We start from the raw sequence: 14,524 nt of genomic DNA, 5'->3' as shown, positions 1-14,524 counted from the left end.
AGACAGTTGAGAAAGCCAGAAAGAAGGGTTATAAGATTTCCAGGATCGAGCGCTTCAGGTATAGGTGCCGGTATTTTACCGATTCAGGGGTAATTTGCCGAGGTTTCGCCATTCAATATCGAAGCACGGTACCCAGACATGCTCATTCCCGAGCCTTCTTTTGAAGAAGCCAAGGCATACATGCAAAAAATTGACAAGGCTTTTACATGGTTGACAGCGCAATTCAAAGAGTAGTTCAAAACTATCTCCAGAACCTGTCTGCGTTGGGCATCCCCGTGGAACGTGGAATAATCTTCGGTTCCCACGCCCGAGGCTCGGCAACCATATGGAGTGATATTGATCTCCTGGTGATATCGTCCCGGTTTGACGCTCCACGAACCCGCGAGGTGTTGAATATGTTGTGGCGGGTAGCTGCTCGTGAAGATGCCCGGATCGAGCCTGTACCCTGCGGAAAAATTGAATGGGAATCTTCCACGGAAAGCGCCATTGTGGAAGTTGCCCGCAGAGAAGGTCTTGAAGTTGCGGCATTGTGACACTACAGAGGCATTCAGGAGGGGAGCATTACGAGTTTTTTGAAAATGGATGGGGACAGTCCCGAAGCCAGGGACAGTCCCCGTGCAATGCCGTAGTTTATAGCTTTTTACACAAAGATAGCCTTAACACACCCCATTCATATTTTGTTTTCAAAAAACTCGTAATGCTCCCTTCAGGAGAGCCAACAAACTCGCTAATATAAGGGACAAACGCAATATGCTTTACTTATGGTTCGCTGTGGTCAGGCTACTTTTAGATGAAGATTTTTCCCTACTGCTTGAGCATAATTTACTAAAGTTGAAAGCCTGATATCCTCAGCGTGGTTTTCAATTCTAGAAATAGCTGATTTTTTGGTATTCAATATTGAGGCAACCTGTTCTTGAGTGAGCCCTGCTTCAAGACGTGCCTGCTTCAAGAGGACACCAATCTTAAATTGCTCATATCCTTTATCAAAGCTCTCTTCAAAACTGGGGCTTTTCTTTTTTCTTTTTTCAATATATTTATCTAAATCATCCATTAGCCGTCCTCCTGCTAAAAATATTCTTTCTTACGCTTTTCTGCTAATTCAATTTCCTTTTTAGGCGTTTTTTGGCTTTTCTTTTGAAATGAGTTTGTCAAAATTATCAGCTCGTTTCCATAGAAGAAGCCAAGCAAACGAAAAGTGTTTTTTCCAACATCAATTCGAACTTCCCAAATATCGTCCGTATTTACCAGTTTTTTAAAATACTTAGATGGTACACGGTCAATTTCTTGGATTAATTTCAATACCCATGTCACTTTCATAACTTGCGCATCAGTCAGGTTATCCAAATGATCTTCAACAGGGCAATTTCCAGACACTGAACGATAGAATTCAATGGTCTTCATTCATTTAAAGTACACATATATGTTAACAATGTCAATTATAAGTGTAAAAAACAGAAACATACAAATTATACTATATTCAGACCGGGAACAAAGATCCCAATGAAATCCCGCTTTGCGGGTCACTTCGTGAATTTCACGGGACAAGCGGCTTGCTGTCCATAGACTTTGGGATGAAGGAATGGAATGAGTTTGACCCCAAGGAGATTGTCCGCAAGTACAGGCAGTTTGTATATGAGACAGGGGCAGCTGAAAGCCAGGAGTCAGGGGACAGTGAAGAGCTTGAAGAGAGGGATTGATCCAAGGAAACGCAACATAAGGGACAGGTTCTTTAAGCTCTGCTGGATTTCACTGGGTTTATCCTGATATTTAAGTATGATGGTTAGGTCCGACCCCAAACCGCCTGATAGTACAAGCTATTATCCGCTACGGAATAATATAAGGCAGTAGAGCTTTAACCTCAGATCACGCAGAAGGTCTATGGTTAAGGCAAAATGAAATTTCTTATCAGCGAAAATCAGCGCAATCAGCGTCAAAAATGTCTTTCTCTTTGCTTTTTTTATATGCCAGGATTATGATTTGAAATTTATAACAATATCAGTTAACGATATAATTTTAGCATGCCTTCATTGAAAAAAATCGATTTATAGGCAATGATATTAGATATTTACAGAGGAATTCCGGGGTAAGACCCTATGGTTCCGTTACAGAAGCATACAGAGTAATGAGCAATGACAGAGAAAAATATTTACGTCCCTGAAGTGATTGCGGGACGAATCCTGGTAATTCGTGGGCATAAAGTTCTGTTGGGTAATGACCTTTCTGAACTATACGGAGTAGAACACCGAGTCCTGATGCAGGCTGTCAAGCGAAATTTAAAGCGCTTCCCATCTGATTTCATGTTCCAGATTACCAGGGAAGAATGGGAAAGCTTGAAATCACAATTTGTGACATCAAGATGGGGCGGAATTCGCAAGATGCCTTTTGCCTTTACCGAACAGGGTGTGGCCATGCTTTCAAGCGTATTAAACAGCGACCAGGCAATCCAGGTTAATATCCAAATCATGCGGGCTTTTACAAAATTAAGACATCTGGTGCTGGATAACGAGGAATTGCGAAATGAAATAGAAAGTCTGCGCAAGGAAACCGAGGGAAAATTCCGAGTTGTATTTGAAACCCTGGATCATCTCTTAGCTGAAGATGCCGAACCCAAGAAGAAAATTGGTTTTATCGCCAAAGAAAAAGAGGCTGGTTACGGAAGTTAATTTCTTATCCCTTATGAAACACATGCAGTGTCCTGCTGCAAAGCAGGGTTTCATTGGGGGGGCTTCTAAGGTCTGAAAACAGGCTAATTTGGGACACCTGCCTGGTGAAATGCTGCCTTGCAGCCCAGCTCTGCTGGATTTCACTGGGTTTGTCCCGATATTTAAGTATGATGTTTAGGTCCGACCCCAAAGCGAACAACAGAACAAACTGAATCTGCAGCGGCTGAAACATCTTGGGGTCACCCCCCCTGCAGAGTGGCAGAGACTTGGGCCGATAAAAAAGGAGATGAGAAATGAATACAAAACCCTTATTTGTCAGGGCTGAATGGGATAATGAAGCAATGGTCTGGGTGGCCACCAGCGAGGATGCCCCCGGCCTTGCTACTGAATCAGACACTCTGGAAAATCTTGTCCATAAACTGAAGATCGTCATCCCTGAACTTCTTGGGGCCAATGGAGTGGATTTGTCCCAAGAAACTCCATTTGAACTATTGAGCAGGAGATTTGAGATCGCACAGGGGACTGCTGTCTGATGGCCGATTATACAGAGGATCTTAAAAAGATTCTGCGTGAAGCCAAGTGTACTTTTGAAAGACAGGGAAAAGGCGATCATGAGCTATGGTACAGTCCAATAACTGAAGTCAGGTTTGTGGTGGACAATGCGATAAAATCAAGACATACGGCCAATGCCGTTCTGAAGCAGGCTGGACTGCCTAAAAGATTTTAACAATCATACCTGGAGCCGTTCTTTTTAAGGATGACCAGGCGCCAGGCGGTTTACGTAAAGACTGGAGACAGTTTGGTCCGAATCGTTGATTACAAAAAGGATGGACGGTTCTTGCGAGCCGGTGATAGGCTGCGAAAAAAATAAGCGGGTTGCGGAGAATTATAAGCATGAAGCAGGAAGGAGGTCATTATGCCGAAACTGAATATTACAAAAGAAGAATTTGCTTCAAATTTCCAGAAGTATCTTTTTCGCTTGGAGACCACGGGAGACGAACTCATTGTAACCTCACGAAAAAAACCTGTATTTATAATTAAACCGTTTCAGCCTAAACAGTCAGTTGATGCCGTGTTTGGGCCATATCGCGGCAAGGTACACTATGCCGGTGATATTTTGGAACCTGAGAGCCAGGAATGGGCGGAAACATGACATACGTGCTCGATACTTGTGCTTTGCTCTGGTTGACCCTTGATCCGGAAAAACTCTCACAACCGGCATCTGATCACTGCAAAAATATAGATGAGACAGGCGCATGTATTGCCTCAGTTACTATTTGGGAGATTGGAGTAAAAATTCAAAAGGGCAAGCTGAATATTGGCATGCCCATTAAATCATTTGCGGCATTGCTTGCGCAAGTCAAGATAGAACAGGTCCCCATAGATACAGAACTCTGGCTGGAGTCACTGGATTTGGATTGGAATCATCGAGATCCAGCCGACAGGCTGATTGTCGCACTCGCTAAACAGCGCAATCTCCCCATTATACCATCAGACAATGTGATTCGTAATTATTATCCTTCCGTTATCTGGTAGTTGCTTGAATTTGAAAAGCCGTTACGTAAAAGCGGTAAAAAGTGGCTTTTTTACCTGAATCACGTGGCACGTAAAATGAGTAAAAAAAGGGAATGATACCGCCTGATGATGGTGATTGATTTCTGACGACTTCCGGGCAATGGCCTGGTAAGGCCAGAAAATCGCCGAATATCACCCGCTGCCTCATTCCAGCAAGATTGACCAGGCTTGGCCTGGCGCACCAGATCTCCGCAGATGAAAGAATTAAAATCTCCTGATCAGCGTAGATCAGCGCAATCAGCGTCAAAAAATCTTATTTCTTTGCTCTTTGCTTTCTCTTTGCCTTGATGCCCCCATGTGTCAGGAATTATAATTTGAAATTTGAAATGATATCAGTTAACTATAGATTTTTTCGCATACCTTCATTCAGAAAATCGATGTATCGACAATGATATCAAATGCTTATAGAAACAGTTCGGGGTCAGACCCCCTTGGCCTACTAAAGTGTTAGAAACCATAAGGAGAATCCTGCCCACCCCGGTTAAACGACAGAGGGTTTAACTGGGCTAATTATTACTAAACTAAGGAGAAAAAAGATGCTTGCTGTACGTGCTGTTTATGAAAACGGACAAATTCACTTGGAGAAAGATGTGCAATTGTCCGGCCGATACAATTTGATTGTCATTTTTGACAATTTTGAGAAATCCGAAGAGTTGGGAAACAGGACAGGAGGTCTACATAAGAATGGTCAAGATCCTTGTTCAGAGAATCAGGAACTCATAAATTTTTCCTTGTCCTGTCTTGAGTATGCGTATGGCGGTGATGAGCCCGAGTACACGGACAACATGCTCAAATCCGTCAACCCTGAGTTCCAGCCATGAAAGAACGTGATATCATATTGGTGGCCTTGGTCCAGGCTGACAACCGGAACAAAAGACGACCAGCACTTATCTTGAGACAAATGCCAAAATTCGGCGACCTGCTCATTTGTGGAATCAGCACGCAAACCCATCAGAGCATACCGAATTTTGACGTAATTCTGGAACAAGAAAGCCCAGAATTTGGGCAAACTGGTCTGGTCAGAACGTCAGTAGTCCGGCTTGGATTTATAAACGTCATCCCCGTGAGCAAAGCGAGCGGCGTACTCGGAAATATCAGGCAAGAGCTTCATACAACTCTGCTTGATCGACTTTGTCAGTATTTAAAAAAATCTACCGCCTTGAAATGAGCGACAATTATGTCTTATCCAGGTGATGTTAATTTTAAAAAGAATCCTGTCCACCCCGGTTAAACGACAGAGGGTTTAACTGGGCAGGCGGAACACTTGGGAGGAAACGAAAAAAAAGGGTTCATCCGGTTCAAGCGTACGTAGCCGGGAAAAGGCTTTGAGCAATGTTGACCGCATATTAGGGCCAAGACATAAGATTTTTTTTGTCTCTCGCCCCCTCGAAGACTCGGTAGAGCTGCAGAGCTTTGGAAAAGAGATAAGTTTTCTCATGCCTTGCTCTGCCTGCCCAGTGAAATATTTACCCTGAAGGGATTAACCTATCTGCGAAGATCTGCGAGATCTGCGGTTAAATTCTTCTGGCTTCATTCTTCAGGCATTAAGGCAAAGATTAAGAGTTTTTAGCCGCTGATGGAGATGATCTCCGCTGATAAAAAAGATATTAATTCTGGTTCCTGGAGACTAATGAGGGAATTTGAACAAAATCCACGGCTAACGTCGAAGAGCCTCGAAAAACCATATCGCATAATATACCACATGAAACCAGATCAAATTAATATCTTGGCAGTTATTCATAGTTCCAGAGATTTGCTGAAAGAAGCATAAATTTTGATAAACACACAAAAGGACACGGAAACGTTGAAGAATCGGAATCCCGACTACGGATCCCGGACCACGGATTACGGGTTCATACCCCCATACACCCATACTCCCATACATAAAACCGACAACTTATAACTACTCACATGAAAAATGTAGCATTCATCCCAGCCCGGGGCGGATCAAAACGCATCCCCCGCAAGAATATCAAAAACTTCTGCGGGCAGCCCATTATCGCCTATTCCATCCAGGCGGCACAAAGATCCGGGCTTTTTGACCGAATAATAGTTTCAACTGATGATGAAAGTGTAGGGGCTTCTGCATATTTCGAAGCAGGAACGATAGACTTCAATTTTCATACAGGGCTCACCTATGGCTAATGAATTTGTTCCGGATGAAGTCCAGTTGAGGAAAAAGATTCATACCTTAAGGGGTGAGCAGGTAATGCTTGATCGCGACCTGGCGGATCTTTACGGTGTGAAAGCAATCCGTCTCAGGGAGCAGGTCAAGCGCAACATCAAACGCTCTCCAGAAGACTTCATGTTTCAACTCACAGAGGCAGAGGTTGACCTCCTGGTATCGCAAAATGCGATACCTTCACGCAAACACCTTGGCGGATCTTTGCCATATGCTTTTACTGAACAAGGGGTTGCAGGTATTTCAGGGGTTTTGACCAGTGACAGGGCAATCCAGGTCAATATCGCTGTAATGCGGGCTTTCGTGCGAATGCGTCGTTTTCTTGCTGCCAATGCTGGGTTGCTTCAGCGTATGGATACCTTGGAACAACGGCAATCTTGATGAAAATGGAAGTCCCTTGGAAATGGAAATCCTGGATGCTTCAAGATGTGTGTCAATGGATGAATTCAACATTATGATGCCCATGAGTAAGGATAAGATCATACCCATGCATGCGTAAGCAGTAAAAGAAATTACCCAAGAAACACGTGGAAGGAAACGGAATTTGAAGATTTCTTTTCCGTGTTTTTCAGTGAGTTCCGCCTGCCCTGTGTAACCGGGGCCCCCTCTGGGGTGTTACACTGGGGTGGGCAAAATCTTTTTTTTACAAGATAATACAATGGTATCCGGCCCAGCCCCCGGACAACAGACAAAGGAGTTGACATGTCTCACATAATGACTTTTGAGAATATCCTTGAAGAAGTGAGTAAGTTGCCTCTTGAAGATCAGGATATGTTCAGAGAAATCCTCTCCAAGAGAATCATGGAACGTCGGCGTAACCAGCTTTTTGATGAAATACGGGAAGCAAGAGAGGAATATAATGCTGGAGAGTGTCATCCCGTAAGTGTGGACGACCTGATGAACGAGATCTTTACGTGAAACGACTCCTGGTTCGTTCCCCATCCTTTGTTCGTGCGGCAAAGCGATTTGTCAAAAAGCGCCCTGAATTTGGAGATGACTTACAAAATGCGCTGACTTTGCTTGAAAACGACGTTTTTCATCCAAGCCTGAAAGCACATAAGCTTCAGGGCAAGCTGGCAGGATCATGGGCATGTTGTGTCGGATATGATCTCAGGATTATCTTCCGTCTTGGAAGGTATGAAAAGCAAGAGGCCATTTTTTTGGAAACAATGGGTACACATGACGAGGTTTATTGAAATTTGCCAAAAAAAACTTTCCCCTGTCTTCCGTGTTTTTCCGTGTATTCCGTCTGCCCCGTGTAACCGGGGTCCCCTCTGGGGTGTTACACTGGGGTGAACGAAGTTCTTCTGATTTTTCTTTTTTTCTGACCACGGACTTTGGATCACGCATCCATCCGAAACATCCTTAGCTGTAAACAACCCCAAGGCCTCAGTTGGGAAAAAATCGCATTCCAGAGGCCTGATCATTCAGCACAAACAGCTGAAATCATCAACAGTCAAAATGCGGAGCATGGGTGATGCTATATTTTTTACCTAAATCATGTGTTACGTAAAAGCGGTAAAAAAAGAATTTATTAGCCACAGACAAGAAAGGCAGACGAGTAGGACAGACGTAAGATAATTTCCAGTGGAGGACTTCTCCAGCAGAGCAAGCCGCCAGGTATTTAACTGGGGTTTGAATGGGAAATTGAACTGGAAAATATCAATGATAGCAAGGCATAGCAGAAAATTCCGTATACCTCCAATGAGAAATAAGGCGTACTGCTTATGATACTCGCTGGTTACAAGAGGAGCTTAGGGTCAGACCCCATGCCTCAGGACAAAACCATGGGCTGCTGGATATACAGCCTGTTTTTTACCTGTTTTACGTGCTACGTGAAACCGGTAAAAATGTTGCTTTTTTACTCAAAACACGTGGCACGTAAAAGCGGTAAAAAGTAGCTTTTTTACCTAAATCACGTGGCACGTGGAATAGGTAAGGCAAGACAAAGTGGCCATTTATTTCGGCCTGAAATTTGCTCTGAATTTACAAAAACATAGTTAAAGACAAACCATGCCCATAGTTGATCAAGAATATCAGCTATTTCCTGGCCCTGAAGTAGATGTCAAAAGAATCTTGCGGGCTGGAAGTAATCCAGCAAAATGAAATCATTGAACGTACAAGCGAGTTTATCAAAAGTGAACAAAAATACTGGAAAAAACTTTGCTCTTATCGGTGCAGGGGGCTACGTGGCCCCTAAACATATGAGAGCCATAAAAGATATAGGAGGCAAACTGGTTGCAGCTCTTGACCCGGCAGACTCTGTAGGCATCCTGGACAGCTATTCCTATGATGTTGATTTTTTTACCGAGTTTGAGCGTTTTGACCGCCATGCTGAAAAACTGCGCAGGCTCGGAAATGAAAAGCGCATCCATTATTTATGTCGGTATCTGCTCGCCCAATTATCTGCACGACGCCCATATCCGCTTTGCCCTGCGCATAGGCGCGGATGCCATCTGCGAAAAACCCCTTGTTCTCAATCCCTGGAATCTGGATGTATTATCAGAAATGGAAGAAGAAACAGGGCGGAAAGTGAACTGTATTCTCCAGCTCAGGCTTCACCCCTCCATCATTGCTCTTAAAGAAAAGATCGACAGCCAGGGAAAAGACAAAAAATTCGATATAGACCTGACTTATATCACTTCCAGAGGGAAATGGTATTTCAATTCCTGGAAAGGAAACCCTGAAAAATAAGGAGGAATAGCCACCAACATAGGCATTCACTTTTTTGATATGCTCATGTGGATATTCGGCCCGGCCAGACATAAAGAACTCCATTACTCATCCTCCAGAAGAATGTCCGGCTATATCGAGCTTGATAGAGCCAGAGTGCGCTGGTATCTTTCCTTGGACAGAAATGATCTGCCTGCCTCTGCTGTCCAGCAGGCCAAGCCGGCTTTCAGATCCATCACCATTGACGGAGAAGAACTGGAATTTTCCTCAGGCTTTACAGACCTGCATACATTAAGTTATCAGCATATTCTAAATGGCAATGGGTTCGGAGTAAAAGAAGCCCTGCCCTCCACTAATCCGTTTCCGAGCTGCGAAACTCTCAACCTGTTCACAGGGAAAACGGTACTGTCCATCCCATGCTGAGAAGTAAACTATAAGGATTTGGAACAGTCTCTGTTCCAAACCCAATTATCTACACAGAGGTGATTATAATGGATATTAATAATGTTTCCAAAGATGATTTAAAAGAACTTATACAGGAAGCTTTTAATGATGTTTTAACCAAGCGCAAAGATATATTAGAAGATGCAGTTTCAGAAGCATTGCTGGACATTAAATTTGGTTTAGCAATGGAAGAGGCTGACAATGGGGAATATGCTACAGAAAAAAGTGTTATGGACAAACTTAAGACATAACTAATCAGACTGAAAATCTCCCAATTGCTGCGTCGCTACAAAAAGTTCAAACTCTTACGTATCTTAAATACGCTGCAACCTTGAACTATTTATACGTCCGCGGAAAGACCGTTGCATGCTGTCGTTTCTTTGGGACAGGGCAATGGAATTCTCTGGGTGATCACGCTCTATGAGCCCAGTACAAAGCTATGGAGCGACAATTTTAAAAAAAGGAGGGGCTGACATGGCTTGTCCACTGTGTAAAGGAAATACGGTTTCTGGAACAACCATTCTTCCTTTTGAAATGAAAAACGGCAAGGTGATTGTTGTTCTCAATGTGCCGGCCAGAATCTGCAATCAATGCGGTGAGGAATATGTGGATATGAAAGTTGCCAGAAAAGTTGAGCAGCTTCTAGATCGTGTTGAGCGAGACGGATTGATGATGGGGTTCGTGGAATACGGGGACGCTGCTTGAGGTCAGAGGTAGGCAGGAAGCGGCATGAGAGAAGCTTATAAGTTGTTAAATGGGGAGTGTTTTTGCTTCCCCCTTAGCGCTCCCCCCTTACCTCTTGCCCCTTCCCACTTACCGTATTCGCCACGAGCCACCAGCTACCAGCTATGAGCTACGAACTATCAGCCACGAGCTATGAACTACCAGCTATGAGCTAAAACCATGAGCAAAAAAAAGAATCCAGCCCTTCCCCATTTAAAAGACAGCCCCGCTGTCCGCTCATCAGCAGCTGAGTACCTGACCTTTGTGGCGGCCACTGGCAAGGGCGGCGTTGCTGCGGTTTACGCCGATGAAAACATCTGGTTGACCCAGAAAATGATGGGTGTGCTTTATGATGTTGAAACGCACACTATCAACTATCACTTGAAAAAAGTATTCACCGACAGGGAGTTGGAAGAAGAATCAGTTGTTCGAAATTTTCGAATAACTGCTGCTGACGGCAAAAGCTACAACACCAAGCACTATAACCTGTCTGCAATTATTGCCGTAGGCTACAAGGTCAACTCCGAGCGGGCCGTACAATTTCGCAAATGGGCTACGGGAATCATTGAAGAGTTTACCATCAAAGGGTTTACCATGGATGACGAGCGCCTCAAAAATGGCGGTTCCATCCTGTCTGATCAATACTTTGAAGAACAATTGCAGCGCATCCGGGAGATTTGTCTTTCTGAGCGAAAATTTTACCAGAAGATCACTGACTTATACGCCACTTCCATAGATTACGATGTGAGCGCTCAAGCCACCAGGCGTTTTTTTGCCACTGTGCAGAACAAACTGCACTGGGCCATACATGGCCAGACAGCGGCTGAAGTCATCTATACCCGCGCCAATGCCGCAAAAATGAACATGGGACTCACAACCTGGAAGGATGCGCCGGAAGGAAAAATTCAGAAATTTGACGTCTCTGTTGCCAAAAATTATCTGACAGAGCATGAGATGGCCCAACTGCAGCGACTGGTTGCGGCCTACCTGGATATTGCAGAAGATATGGCGTTGCGTAAGATTCCCATGACCATGCAGGATTGGGAATTACGCCTGAATCGTTTCATAGAGGCCACTGATCGTGAGATATTGCAGGATGCAGGGAAAGTGACAGCTGAAATTGCCAAGGTTCATGCAGAAAGCGAATAATTTGAAAAGTACCGAATAATTCAGGATCAGTTTTTTGAGAGCGATTTCGACAGGATGATAAAACAGGGTGATCAGGACGACGATGAAAAAAATGACATGGACAAAGAGCAAACTTAAAGCCAGTGAAGTAAGCGGCAAGTGTCTTTGCTTAACCCCATACCCCTTGCCTCTTACCACATTCGCTTTGACGCCACAAGCTACCAAACACGAACTAAATACGATGCATCAACAACTGACATTGAAAAATTCAAAAAAAGACCACACAAGGCGGTCATTTCCCCTGTATTTGAGGCTCCGACGGTTCTTGTCAGCAATATGTTTGAATATGTAAAATTATGGTTGAAGCGGAACACAAATCTGGAGACGATGTTATACTGGCAGCAGGCTGAAAATTTTACAAAGCAAATTTGATTTTGCCAAATGAATCCAAAGCTGTTACTTCATATTATTGCATGCTCAATGCAGCAAAATCAATGCTTTCCGCTAATAAAATTGATTTCAAAAGCTACCATGGATTATCAGGAAAATCCAACGGAAGCAAAACGAGCTTGGCCAACGAAGTATCTGAAATCAAAAATGAAGGCATATTGATATCACTTGCTGAATATTACAAGTTGAATCTGCATAAAGATACATTTTCATTGAAAGATATTTTATATAATATACCATTTGTTCATAGATCATTTACTGTTACCTACAAAGGAACTCAAAATCTATTTATACCCATAGTAAATACACACTTTGTCAAACAAAAACAAGGAAAAGAGGCATGGTTCTGTGCTGAAATTACTGATCAAAAATACTGTAAAAAAAGTTTTTTTGCAAAACAAGGTGGATGGGAACATGATAAGGGTCAAGATGGTAAATTTATCATCAGAAGAAAACATCGATTTAGGTGGGATACATCCAGAGGTGTAAAAAAAGCGGATAGAATTAAAAATCTTGTTAAGTATCATAATAAAATCAGAAGAGATATTAAATACATACACGGTGCTCAAAGATTATGGTATTACAAAAGAAACGATAAGGAAGAGCAAATACTTCATTGGCCTATTCCGATTTTGATATTCACGGCTATGCACAGGCTCAGCGAATTGACCAGATATGATCCCAAAAGGCTGCGACGGCATTTTGAATGCCAACATAACTGGCTGTTGTCTGTATTTCTCAATCTGGCCACAGACAATTTTATTGACCAGATTGCCAGTGATATTACAGGACATGAGTTGATGATTCCGGGTTATCGGTGAGTTATGAGGTGTGATCAACTTGTTAACACAAACAGCAATGGTAGGATGCAGGAAAAAGGCGCTTCCCCCTTACCTCTTGCCCCATTCCCGTTCGCTACGAGCCATGAGCCACCAGCTTTTGTGAATGAAACTATCGACATATTTGCGAGGCCATAGCCAAAGCTCTTATGCTTTGAGCTTTCCTGGTCGTACTCGAACGTGTCAACAAAATGAAAAAAATGAACCATCTCAAATATCGACCCAAAAGCAGTTGAATGGCAAGCAAAATGAACCAAGTTCATTTTGAATCCTGGGCAATTCTCTGGGTGATCACGTTCTATGAGCCCAATACAAAGCTATGGAGCGATAATTTTAAACCTAATCTGTGAAAAGCCATGGAACCGAATATTGATAAATTGATAGGCTTCTGGATATTCGAAGCAGACCAAGCCTTAAAGGTTGCCGATCATCTTGTGGAGAAAGGTGATTTCTCCTATGCCTTGTTTTTTGGTCATCTGGCCTTGGAAAAAATGTTAAAAGCATTGTGCGTGTAGGAGCTGCGGGAACATGCCCCTCCAATCCACAATCTTAACAGACTTGCAAAAATTGCTGGAATTGAACTTGATAAACAGGCTGAGAGTGATTTTGTGACTGTAACTGCCTTTAATATTGAATCCAGATATCCAGACTTTAAAAGTTCTTTTCGTAAAAAATGTACACAGCAATTTACCACAGCACAGATGGAAACAATAATGAGGTATTTCAAATGGCTGAAATCCCAACTGAGCTAAAAGAACTTATGCGGAATTATATTGCCCAAGTCAATCAGGTCAAACAGGTTGACAGAGCCTATTTATATGGCTCTTATGCCAAAGGCAAGGCCAATAAATGGAGTGACATCGATGTAGCTATTGTAAGTCCTGACTTTTCTCAGGATCTTTTTGAGGAAAGGGTTTTATTGATGAAATTGGCTCTAAAACTTGATGATCGGATCGAACCAAGTCCGTTCCGGCCTGAAGACTTTAGTATTGATAACCCACTGGTCAACGAGATTAGTGCTTTTGGCATTGAAATCAGCTCTAAGTAGGGCAATCGGTAAACGAAGGATAGGTAACGGTAGATGTCAAGAAAGTTGCCCACTAATCTGCACTAATCTACACAAATAGAAATGTTCTTATCCGCGAAGCGGAAATAATTGGTGCAGATTCGTGAAAATTCGTGGGAGAAAAAAAAGAATTGCCCACAAATCTGCATCAAATTTACGCTAATGAAAAACGATTCTTTCGCAAGGTGATTAAATTCCGCTTGTAAAATTTAGAAAAGGAGTGACCAGAATGAACACTTCAATTGGTGAAAAATACGTTGTTGATGAAAATGGAAAAGCTACTGCGGTTATCCTTCCCATCGAAAGCTTTAAAAAAATACTCAAAATACTTCACAATGCTGATGATCAATCTGAAGATCACGACTTTTATCAGTCGCATGAGTTCAAAAGGTTGGTAAAAAAGGGAACGGAAGATATTAATATGGGCAAAGCCAGTCCATGGAAGGATGTTTGGAATGAGTTATGAAGTATATCTTACTCCAACCTCTCAGAAATCCATTAAAAAGTTGGCCAGGAAGTACCCCTCAATAAAAAATGATCTTTTGCATACTATTCAGGCTTTAGAGGTGGACCCGACTACTGGAGCCTCTATTCCAGGTTGGAACAACAAAGTCTGGAAGGTCAGAACTGCAAGCACAGATGCAAAGAAAGGAAAAAGTGGAGGCTTTCGTACAATTTACTTTTGGCAAGAAGGCTGCAAAAAGGTATATTTATTATTTACCTACGCAAAAAGTGCCAAGGTAGATGTCAATAGTAAGGAAATCGCCAAGTTTATTGAAGG

At 42.9% G+C, this 14,524-nt stretch carries 24 protein-coding genes and 2 pseudogenes; 23 read left to right on the top strand and 3 right to left on the bottom strand.

Features of this window, described 5'->3' with window-relative positions; genetic code table 11:
- The first annotated feature begins 206 nt into the window (after window positions 1–206).
- The gene (locus LZ23_RS23445) at window positions 207–533 is read left to right on the top strand and encodes a nucleotidyltransferase domain-containing protein (RefSeq protein ID WP_084590992.1); all 327 of its coding nucleotides are present in this window, start codon (window positions 207–209) and stop codon (window positions 531–533) included.
- A 242-nt stretch (window positions 534–775) separates the two neighbouring features.
- On the opposite strand, the gene LZ23_RS09820 is transcribed toward LZ23_RS23445, so the two are convergent.
- Window positions 776–1,051, bottom strand: coding sequence for a helix-turn-helix domain-containing protein (locus LZ23_RS09820; protein WP_045213751.1), 276 nt, complete (start codon window positions 1,049–1,051; stop codon window positions 776–778).
- A gap of 14 nt (window positions 1,052–1,065) precedes the next feature.
- On the bottom strand, window positions 1,066–1,401 hold the full coding sequence (locus LZ23_RS09815) for a type II toxin-antitoxin system RelE/ParE family toxin (RefSeq protein ID WP_045213749.1): 336 nt from the start codon (window positions 1,399–1,401) through the stop codon (window positions 1,066–1,068).
- 68 nt (window positions 1,402–1,469) lie between these two features.
- Here LZ23_RS09815 and LZ23_RS25660 point away from each other — a divergent pair.
- The 6 genes and pseudogenes from LZ23_RS25660 to LZ23_RS09785 form a co-directional block, all read left to right on the top strand.
- A pseudogene (locus tag LZ23_RS25660) lies at window positions 1,470–1,655 on the top strand (hypothetical protein); the annotation flags it as partial.
- A gap of 474 nt (window positions 1,656–2,129) precedes the next feature.
- A complete protein-coding gene (locus LZ23_RS09810; protein WP_045213747.1) occupies window positions 2,130–2,663 on the top strand; it encodes an ORF6N domain-containing protein in 534 nt (177 codons plus the stop codon).
- Window positions 2,664–2,956: 293 nt separating this feature from the next.
- On the top strand, window positions 2,957–3,196 hold the full coding sequence (locus tag LZ23_RS09800; RefSeq protein WP_045213744.1) for a DUF1902 domain-containing protein: 240 nt from the start codon (window positions 2,957–2,959) through the stop codon (window positions 3,194–3,196).
- A complete protein-coding gene (locus LZ23_RS09795) occupies window positions 3,196–3,390 on the top strand; it encodes a type II toxin-antitoxin system HicA family toxin (RefSeq protein ID WP_045213742.1) in 195 nt (64 codons plus the stop codon). Before LZ23_RS09800 ends, LZ23_RS09795 begins: the two co-directional genes overlap by 1 nt.
- Before the next feature lie 189 nt (window positions 3,391–3,579).
- On the top strand, window positions 3,580–3,816 hold the full coding sequence (locus LZ23_RS09790) for a type II toxin-antitoxin system Phd/YefM family antitoxin (RefSeq protein WP_045213741.1): 237 nt from the start codon (window positions 3,580–3,582) through the stop codon (window positions 3,814–3,816).
- Window positions 3,813–4,199, top strand: coding sequence for a type II toxin-antitoxin system VapC family toxin (locus LZ23_RS09785; RefSeq protein ID WP_045213739.1), 387 nt, complete (start codon window positions 3,813–3,815; stop codon window positions 4,197–4,199). Before LZ23_RS09790 ends, LZ23_RS09785 begins: the two co-directional genes overlap by 4 nt.
- Here LZ23_RS09785 and LZ23_RS09780 read toward each other — a convergent pair.
- Complete coding sequence (locus LZ23_RS09780; RefSeq protein ID WP_045213738.1) at window positions 4,189–4,485, bottom strand: hypothetical protein; 297 nt, start codon at window positions 4,483–4,485, stop codon at window positions 4,189–4,191. The two genes, LZ23_RS09785 and LZ23_RS09780, sit on opposite strands and share 11 nt — an antisense overlap.
- 289 nt (window positions 4,486–4,774) lie before the next feature.
- On the opposite strand from LZ23_RS09780, the gene LZ23_RS09775 reads away from it, so the two are divergent.
- From LZ23_RS09775 to LZ23_RS09695, 16 genes and pseudogenes are all read left to right on the top strand, one after another.
- The gene (locus LZ23_RS09775; RefSeq protein WP_045213736.1) at window positions 4,775–5,059 is read left to right on the top strand and encodes a hypothetical protein; all 285 of its coding nucleotides are present in this window, start codon (window positions 4,775–4,777) and stop codon (window positions 5,057–5,059) included.
- Window positions 5,056–5,406, top strand: a complete 351-nt coding sequence (locus tag LZ23_RS09770) for a type II toxin-antitoxin system PemK/MazF family toxin (protein WP_045213735.1) — start codon at window positions 5,056–5,058, stop codon at window positions 5,404–5,406. Before LZ23_RS09775 ends, LZ23_RS09770 begins: the two co-directional genes overlap by 4 nt.
- Window positions 5,407–6,149: 743 nt before the next feature.
- Entirely contained in the window at window positions 6,150–6,383 is a 234-nt protein-coding gene (locus LZ23_RS09760; RefSeq protein WP_045213731.1) for a cytidylyltransferase domain-containing protein, read from the top strand.
- Window positions 6,376–6,801, top strand: coding sequence for an ORF6N domain-containing protein (locus LZ23_RS09755; protein ID WP_052507277.1), 426 nt, complete (start codon window positions 6,376–6,378; stop codon window positions 6,799–6,801). Before LZ23_RS09760 ends, LZ23_RS09755 begins: the two co-directional genes overlap by 8 nt.
- 321 nt (window positions 6,802–7,122) lie before the next feature.
- Window positions 7,123–7,338 (top strand): hypothetical protein, encoded by a 216-nt coding sequence (locus tag LZ23_RS09750; RefSeq protein ID WP_045213729.1) that lies wholly within the window; start codon window positions 7,123–7,125, stop codon window positions 7,336–7,338.
- Window positions 7,335–7,616: a type II toxin-antitoxin system RelE/ParE family toxin gene (locus LZ23_RS09745; RefSeq protein WP_045213727.1), complete on the top strand. Its 282-nt coding sequence runs from the start codon at window positions 7,335–7,337 to the stop codon at window positions 7,614–7,616. The genes LZ23_RS09750 and LZ23_RS09745 overlap by 4 nt, the downstream gene beginning before the upstream one ends.
- A gap of 1,162 nt (window positions 7,617–8,778) precedes the next feature.
- Window positions 8,779–9,114 (top strand): Gfo/Idh/MocA family oxidoreductase, encoded by a 336-nt coding sequence (locus LZ23_RS24995; RefSeq protein WP_232300459.1) that lies wholly within the window; start codon window positions 8,779–8,781, stop codon window positions 9,112–9,114.
- A gap of 6 nt (window positions 9,115–9,120) precedes the next feature.
- The gene (locus LZ23_RS24990) at window positions 9,121–9,516 is read left to right on the top strand and encodes a hypothetical protein (RefSeq protein WP_269745172.1); all 396 of its coding nucleotides are present in this window, start codon (window positions 9,121–9,123) and stop codon (window positions 9,514–9,516) included.
- A gap of 68 nt (window positions 9,517–9,584) precedes the next feature.
- Window positions 9,585–9,788 (top strand): hypothetical protein, encoded by a 204-nt coding sequence (locus LZ23_RS09735; RefSeq protein WP_045213725.1) that lies wholly within the window; start codon window positions 9,585–9,587, stop codon window positions 9,786–9,788.
- Window positions 9,789–10,011: 223 nt separating this feature from the next.
- Window positions 10,012–10,242 (top strand): type II toxin-antitoxin system MqsA family antitoxin, encoded by a 231-nt coding sequence (locus tag LZ23_RS09730; RefSeq protein ID WP_045213724.1) that lies wholly within the window; start codon window positions 10,012–10,014, stop codon window positions 10,240–10,242.
- Window positions 10,243–10,440: 198 nt separating this feature from the next.
- Window positions 10,441–11,409: a virulence RhuM family protein gene (locus LZ23_RS09725; RefSeq protein WP_232300457.1), complete on the top strand. Its 969-nt coding sequence runs from the start codon at window positions 10,441–10,443 to the stop codon at window positions 11,407–11,409.
- A gap of 401 nt (window positions 11,410–11,810) precedes the next feature.
- Window positions 11,811–12,659: pseudogene (locus LZ23_RS09715) on the top strand (YaaC family protein); the annotation flags it as partial.
- A gap of 374 nt (window positions 12,660–13,033) precedes the next feature.
- Window positions 13,034–13,192, top strand: coding sequence for a HEPN domain-containing protein (locus LZ23_RS23440; RefSeq protein WP_084590990.1), 159 nt, complete (start codon window positions 13,034–13,036; stop codon window positions 13,190–13,192).
- A 212-nt stretch (window positions 13,193–13,404) separates the two neighbouring features.
- A complete protein-coding gene (locus LZ23_RS09705) occupies window positions 13,405–13,725 on the top strand; it encodes a nucleotidyltransferase domain-containing protein (RefSeq protein ID WP_045213717.1) in 321 nt (106 codons plus the stop codon).
- 247 nt (window positions 13,726–13,972) lie between these two features.
- Window positions 13,973–14,209 (top strand): RelB antitoxin-like protein, encoded by a 237-nt coding sequence (locus LZ23_RS09700; protein ID WP_045212425.1) that lies wholly within the window; start codon window positions 13,973–13,975, stop codon window positions 14,207–14,209.
- Window positions 14,199–14,524: type II toxin-antitoxin system RelE/ParE family toxin (locus LZ23_RS09695; protein WP_045213715.1), on the top strand; the 326-nt coding region annotated here is incomplete at its 3' end. The genes LZ23_RS09700 and LZ23_RS09695, both read left to right, overlap by 11 nt.

It is taken from the genome of Desulfonatronovibrio magnus (genome assembly GCF_000934755.1).
Taxonomy (GTDB): domain Bacteria; phylum Desulfobacterota; class Desulfovibrionia; order Desulfovibrionales; family Desulfonatronovibrionaceae; genus Desulfonatronovibrio; species Desulfonatronovibrio magnus.
Note: the sequence above shows the minus strand (reverse complement) of the source record. Positions and strands in the feature narration are given on the sequence as shown.

Excerpts from the sequence above, each read along its gene's own strand:
- LZ23_RS23445 (WP_084590992.1), top strand. The coding sequence starts at position 207 with ATGGTTGACAGCGCAATTCAAAGAGTAGTTCAAAACTATCTCCAGAAC.
- LZ23_RS09820 (WP_045213751.1), bottom strand. The coding sequence starts at position 1,051 with ATGGATGATTTAGATAAATATATTGAAAAAAGAAAAAAGAAAAGCCCC.
- LZ23_RS09815 (WP_045213749.1), bottom strand. The coding sequence starts at position 1,401 with ATGAAGACCATTGAATTCTATCGTTCAGTGTCTGGAAATTGCCCTGTT.
- LZ23_RS09810 (WP_045213747.1), top strand. The coding sequence starts at position 2,130 with ATGACAGAGAAAAATATTTACGTCCCTGAAGTGATTGCGGGACGAATC.
- LZ23_RS09800 (WP_045213744.1), top strand. The coding sequence starts at position 2,957 with ATGAATACAAAACCCTTATTTGTCAGGGCTGAATGGGATAATGAAGCA.
- LZ23_RS09795 (WP_045213742.1), top strand. The coding sequence starts at position 3,196 with ATGGCCGATTATACAGAGGATCTTAAAAAGATTCTGCGTGAAGCCAAG.
- LZ23_RS09790 (WP_045213741.1), top strand. The coding sequence starts at position 3,580 with ATGCCGAAACTGAATATTACAAAAGAAGAATTTGCTTCAAATTTCCAG.
- LZ23_RS09785 (WP_045213739.1), top strand. The coding sequence starts at position 3,813 with ATGACATACGTGCTCGATACTTGTGCTTTGCTCTGGTTGACCCTTGAT.
- LZ23_RS09775 (WP_045213736.1), top strand. The coding sequence starts at position 4,775 with ATGCTTGCTGTACGTGCTGTTTATGAAAACGGACAAATTCACTTGGAG.
- LZ23_RS09770 (WP_045213735.1), top strand. The coding sequence starts at position 5,056 with ATGAAAGAACGTGATATCATATTGGTGGCCTTGGTCCAGGCTGACAAC.
- LZ23_RS09760 (WP_045213731.1), top strand. The coding sequence starts at position 6,150 with ATGAAAAATGTAGCATTCATCCCAGCCCGGGGCGGATCAAAACGCATC.
- LZ23_RS09755 (WP_052507277.1), top strand. The coding sequence starts at position 6,376 with ATGGCTAATGAATTTGTTCCGGATGAAGTCCAGTTGAGGAAAAAGATT.
- LZ23_RS09750 (WP_045213729.1), top strand. The coding sequence starts at position 7,123 with ATGTCTCACATAATGACTTTTGAGAATATCCTTGAAGAAGTGAGTAAG.
- LZ23_RS24995 (WP_232300459.1), top strand. The coding sequence starts at position 8,779 with ATGAAAAGCGCATCCATTATTTATGTCGGTATCTGCTCGCCCAATTAT.
- LZ23_RS09735 (WP_045213725.1), top strand. The coding sequence starts at position 9,585 with ATGGATATTAATAATGTTTCCAAAGATGATTTAAAAGAACTTATACAG.
- LZ23_RS09730 (WP_045213724.1), top strand. The coding sequence starts at position 10,012 with ATGGCTTGTCCACTGTGTAAAGGAAATACGGTTTCTGGAACAACCATT.
- LZ23_RS09725 (WP_232300457.1), top strand. The coding sequence starts at position 10,441 with ATGAGCAAAAAAAAGAATCCAGCCCTTCCCCATTTAAAAGACAGCCCC.
- LZ23_RS23440 (WP_084590990.1), top strand. The coding sequence starts at position 13,034 with ATGGAACCGAATATTGATAAATTGATAGGCTTCTGGATATTCGAAGCA.
- LZ23_RS09705 (WP_045213717.1), top strand. The coding sequence starts at position 13,405 with ATGGCTGAAATCCCAACTGAGCTAAAAGAACTTATGCGGAATTATATT.
- LZ23_RS09700 (WP_045212425.1), top strand. The coding sequence starts at position 13,973 with ATGAACACTTCAATTGGTGAAAAATACGTTGTTGATGAAAATGGAAAA.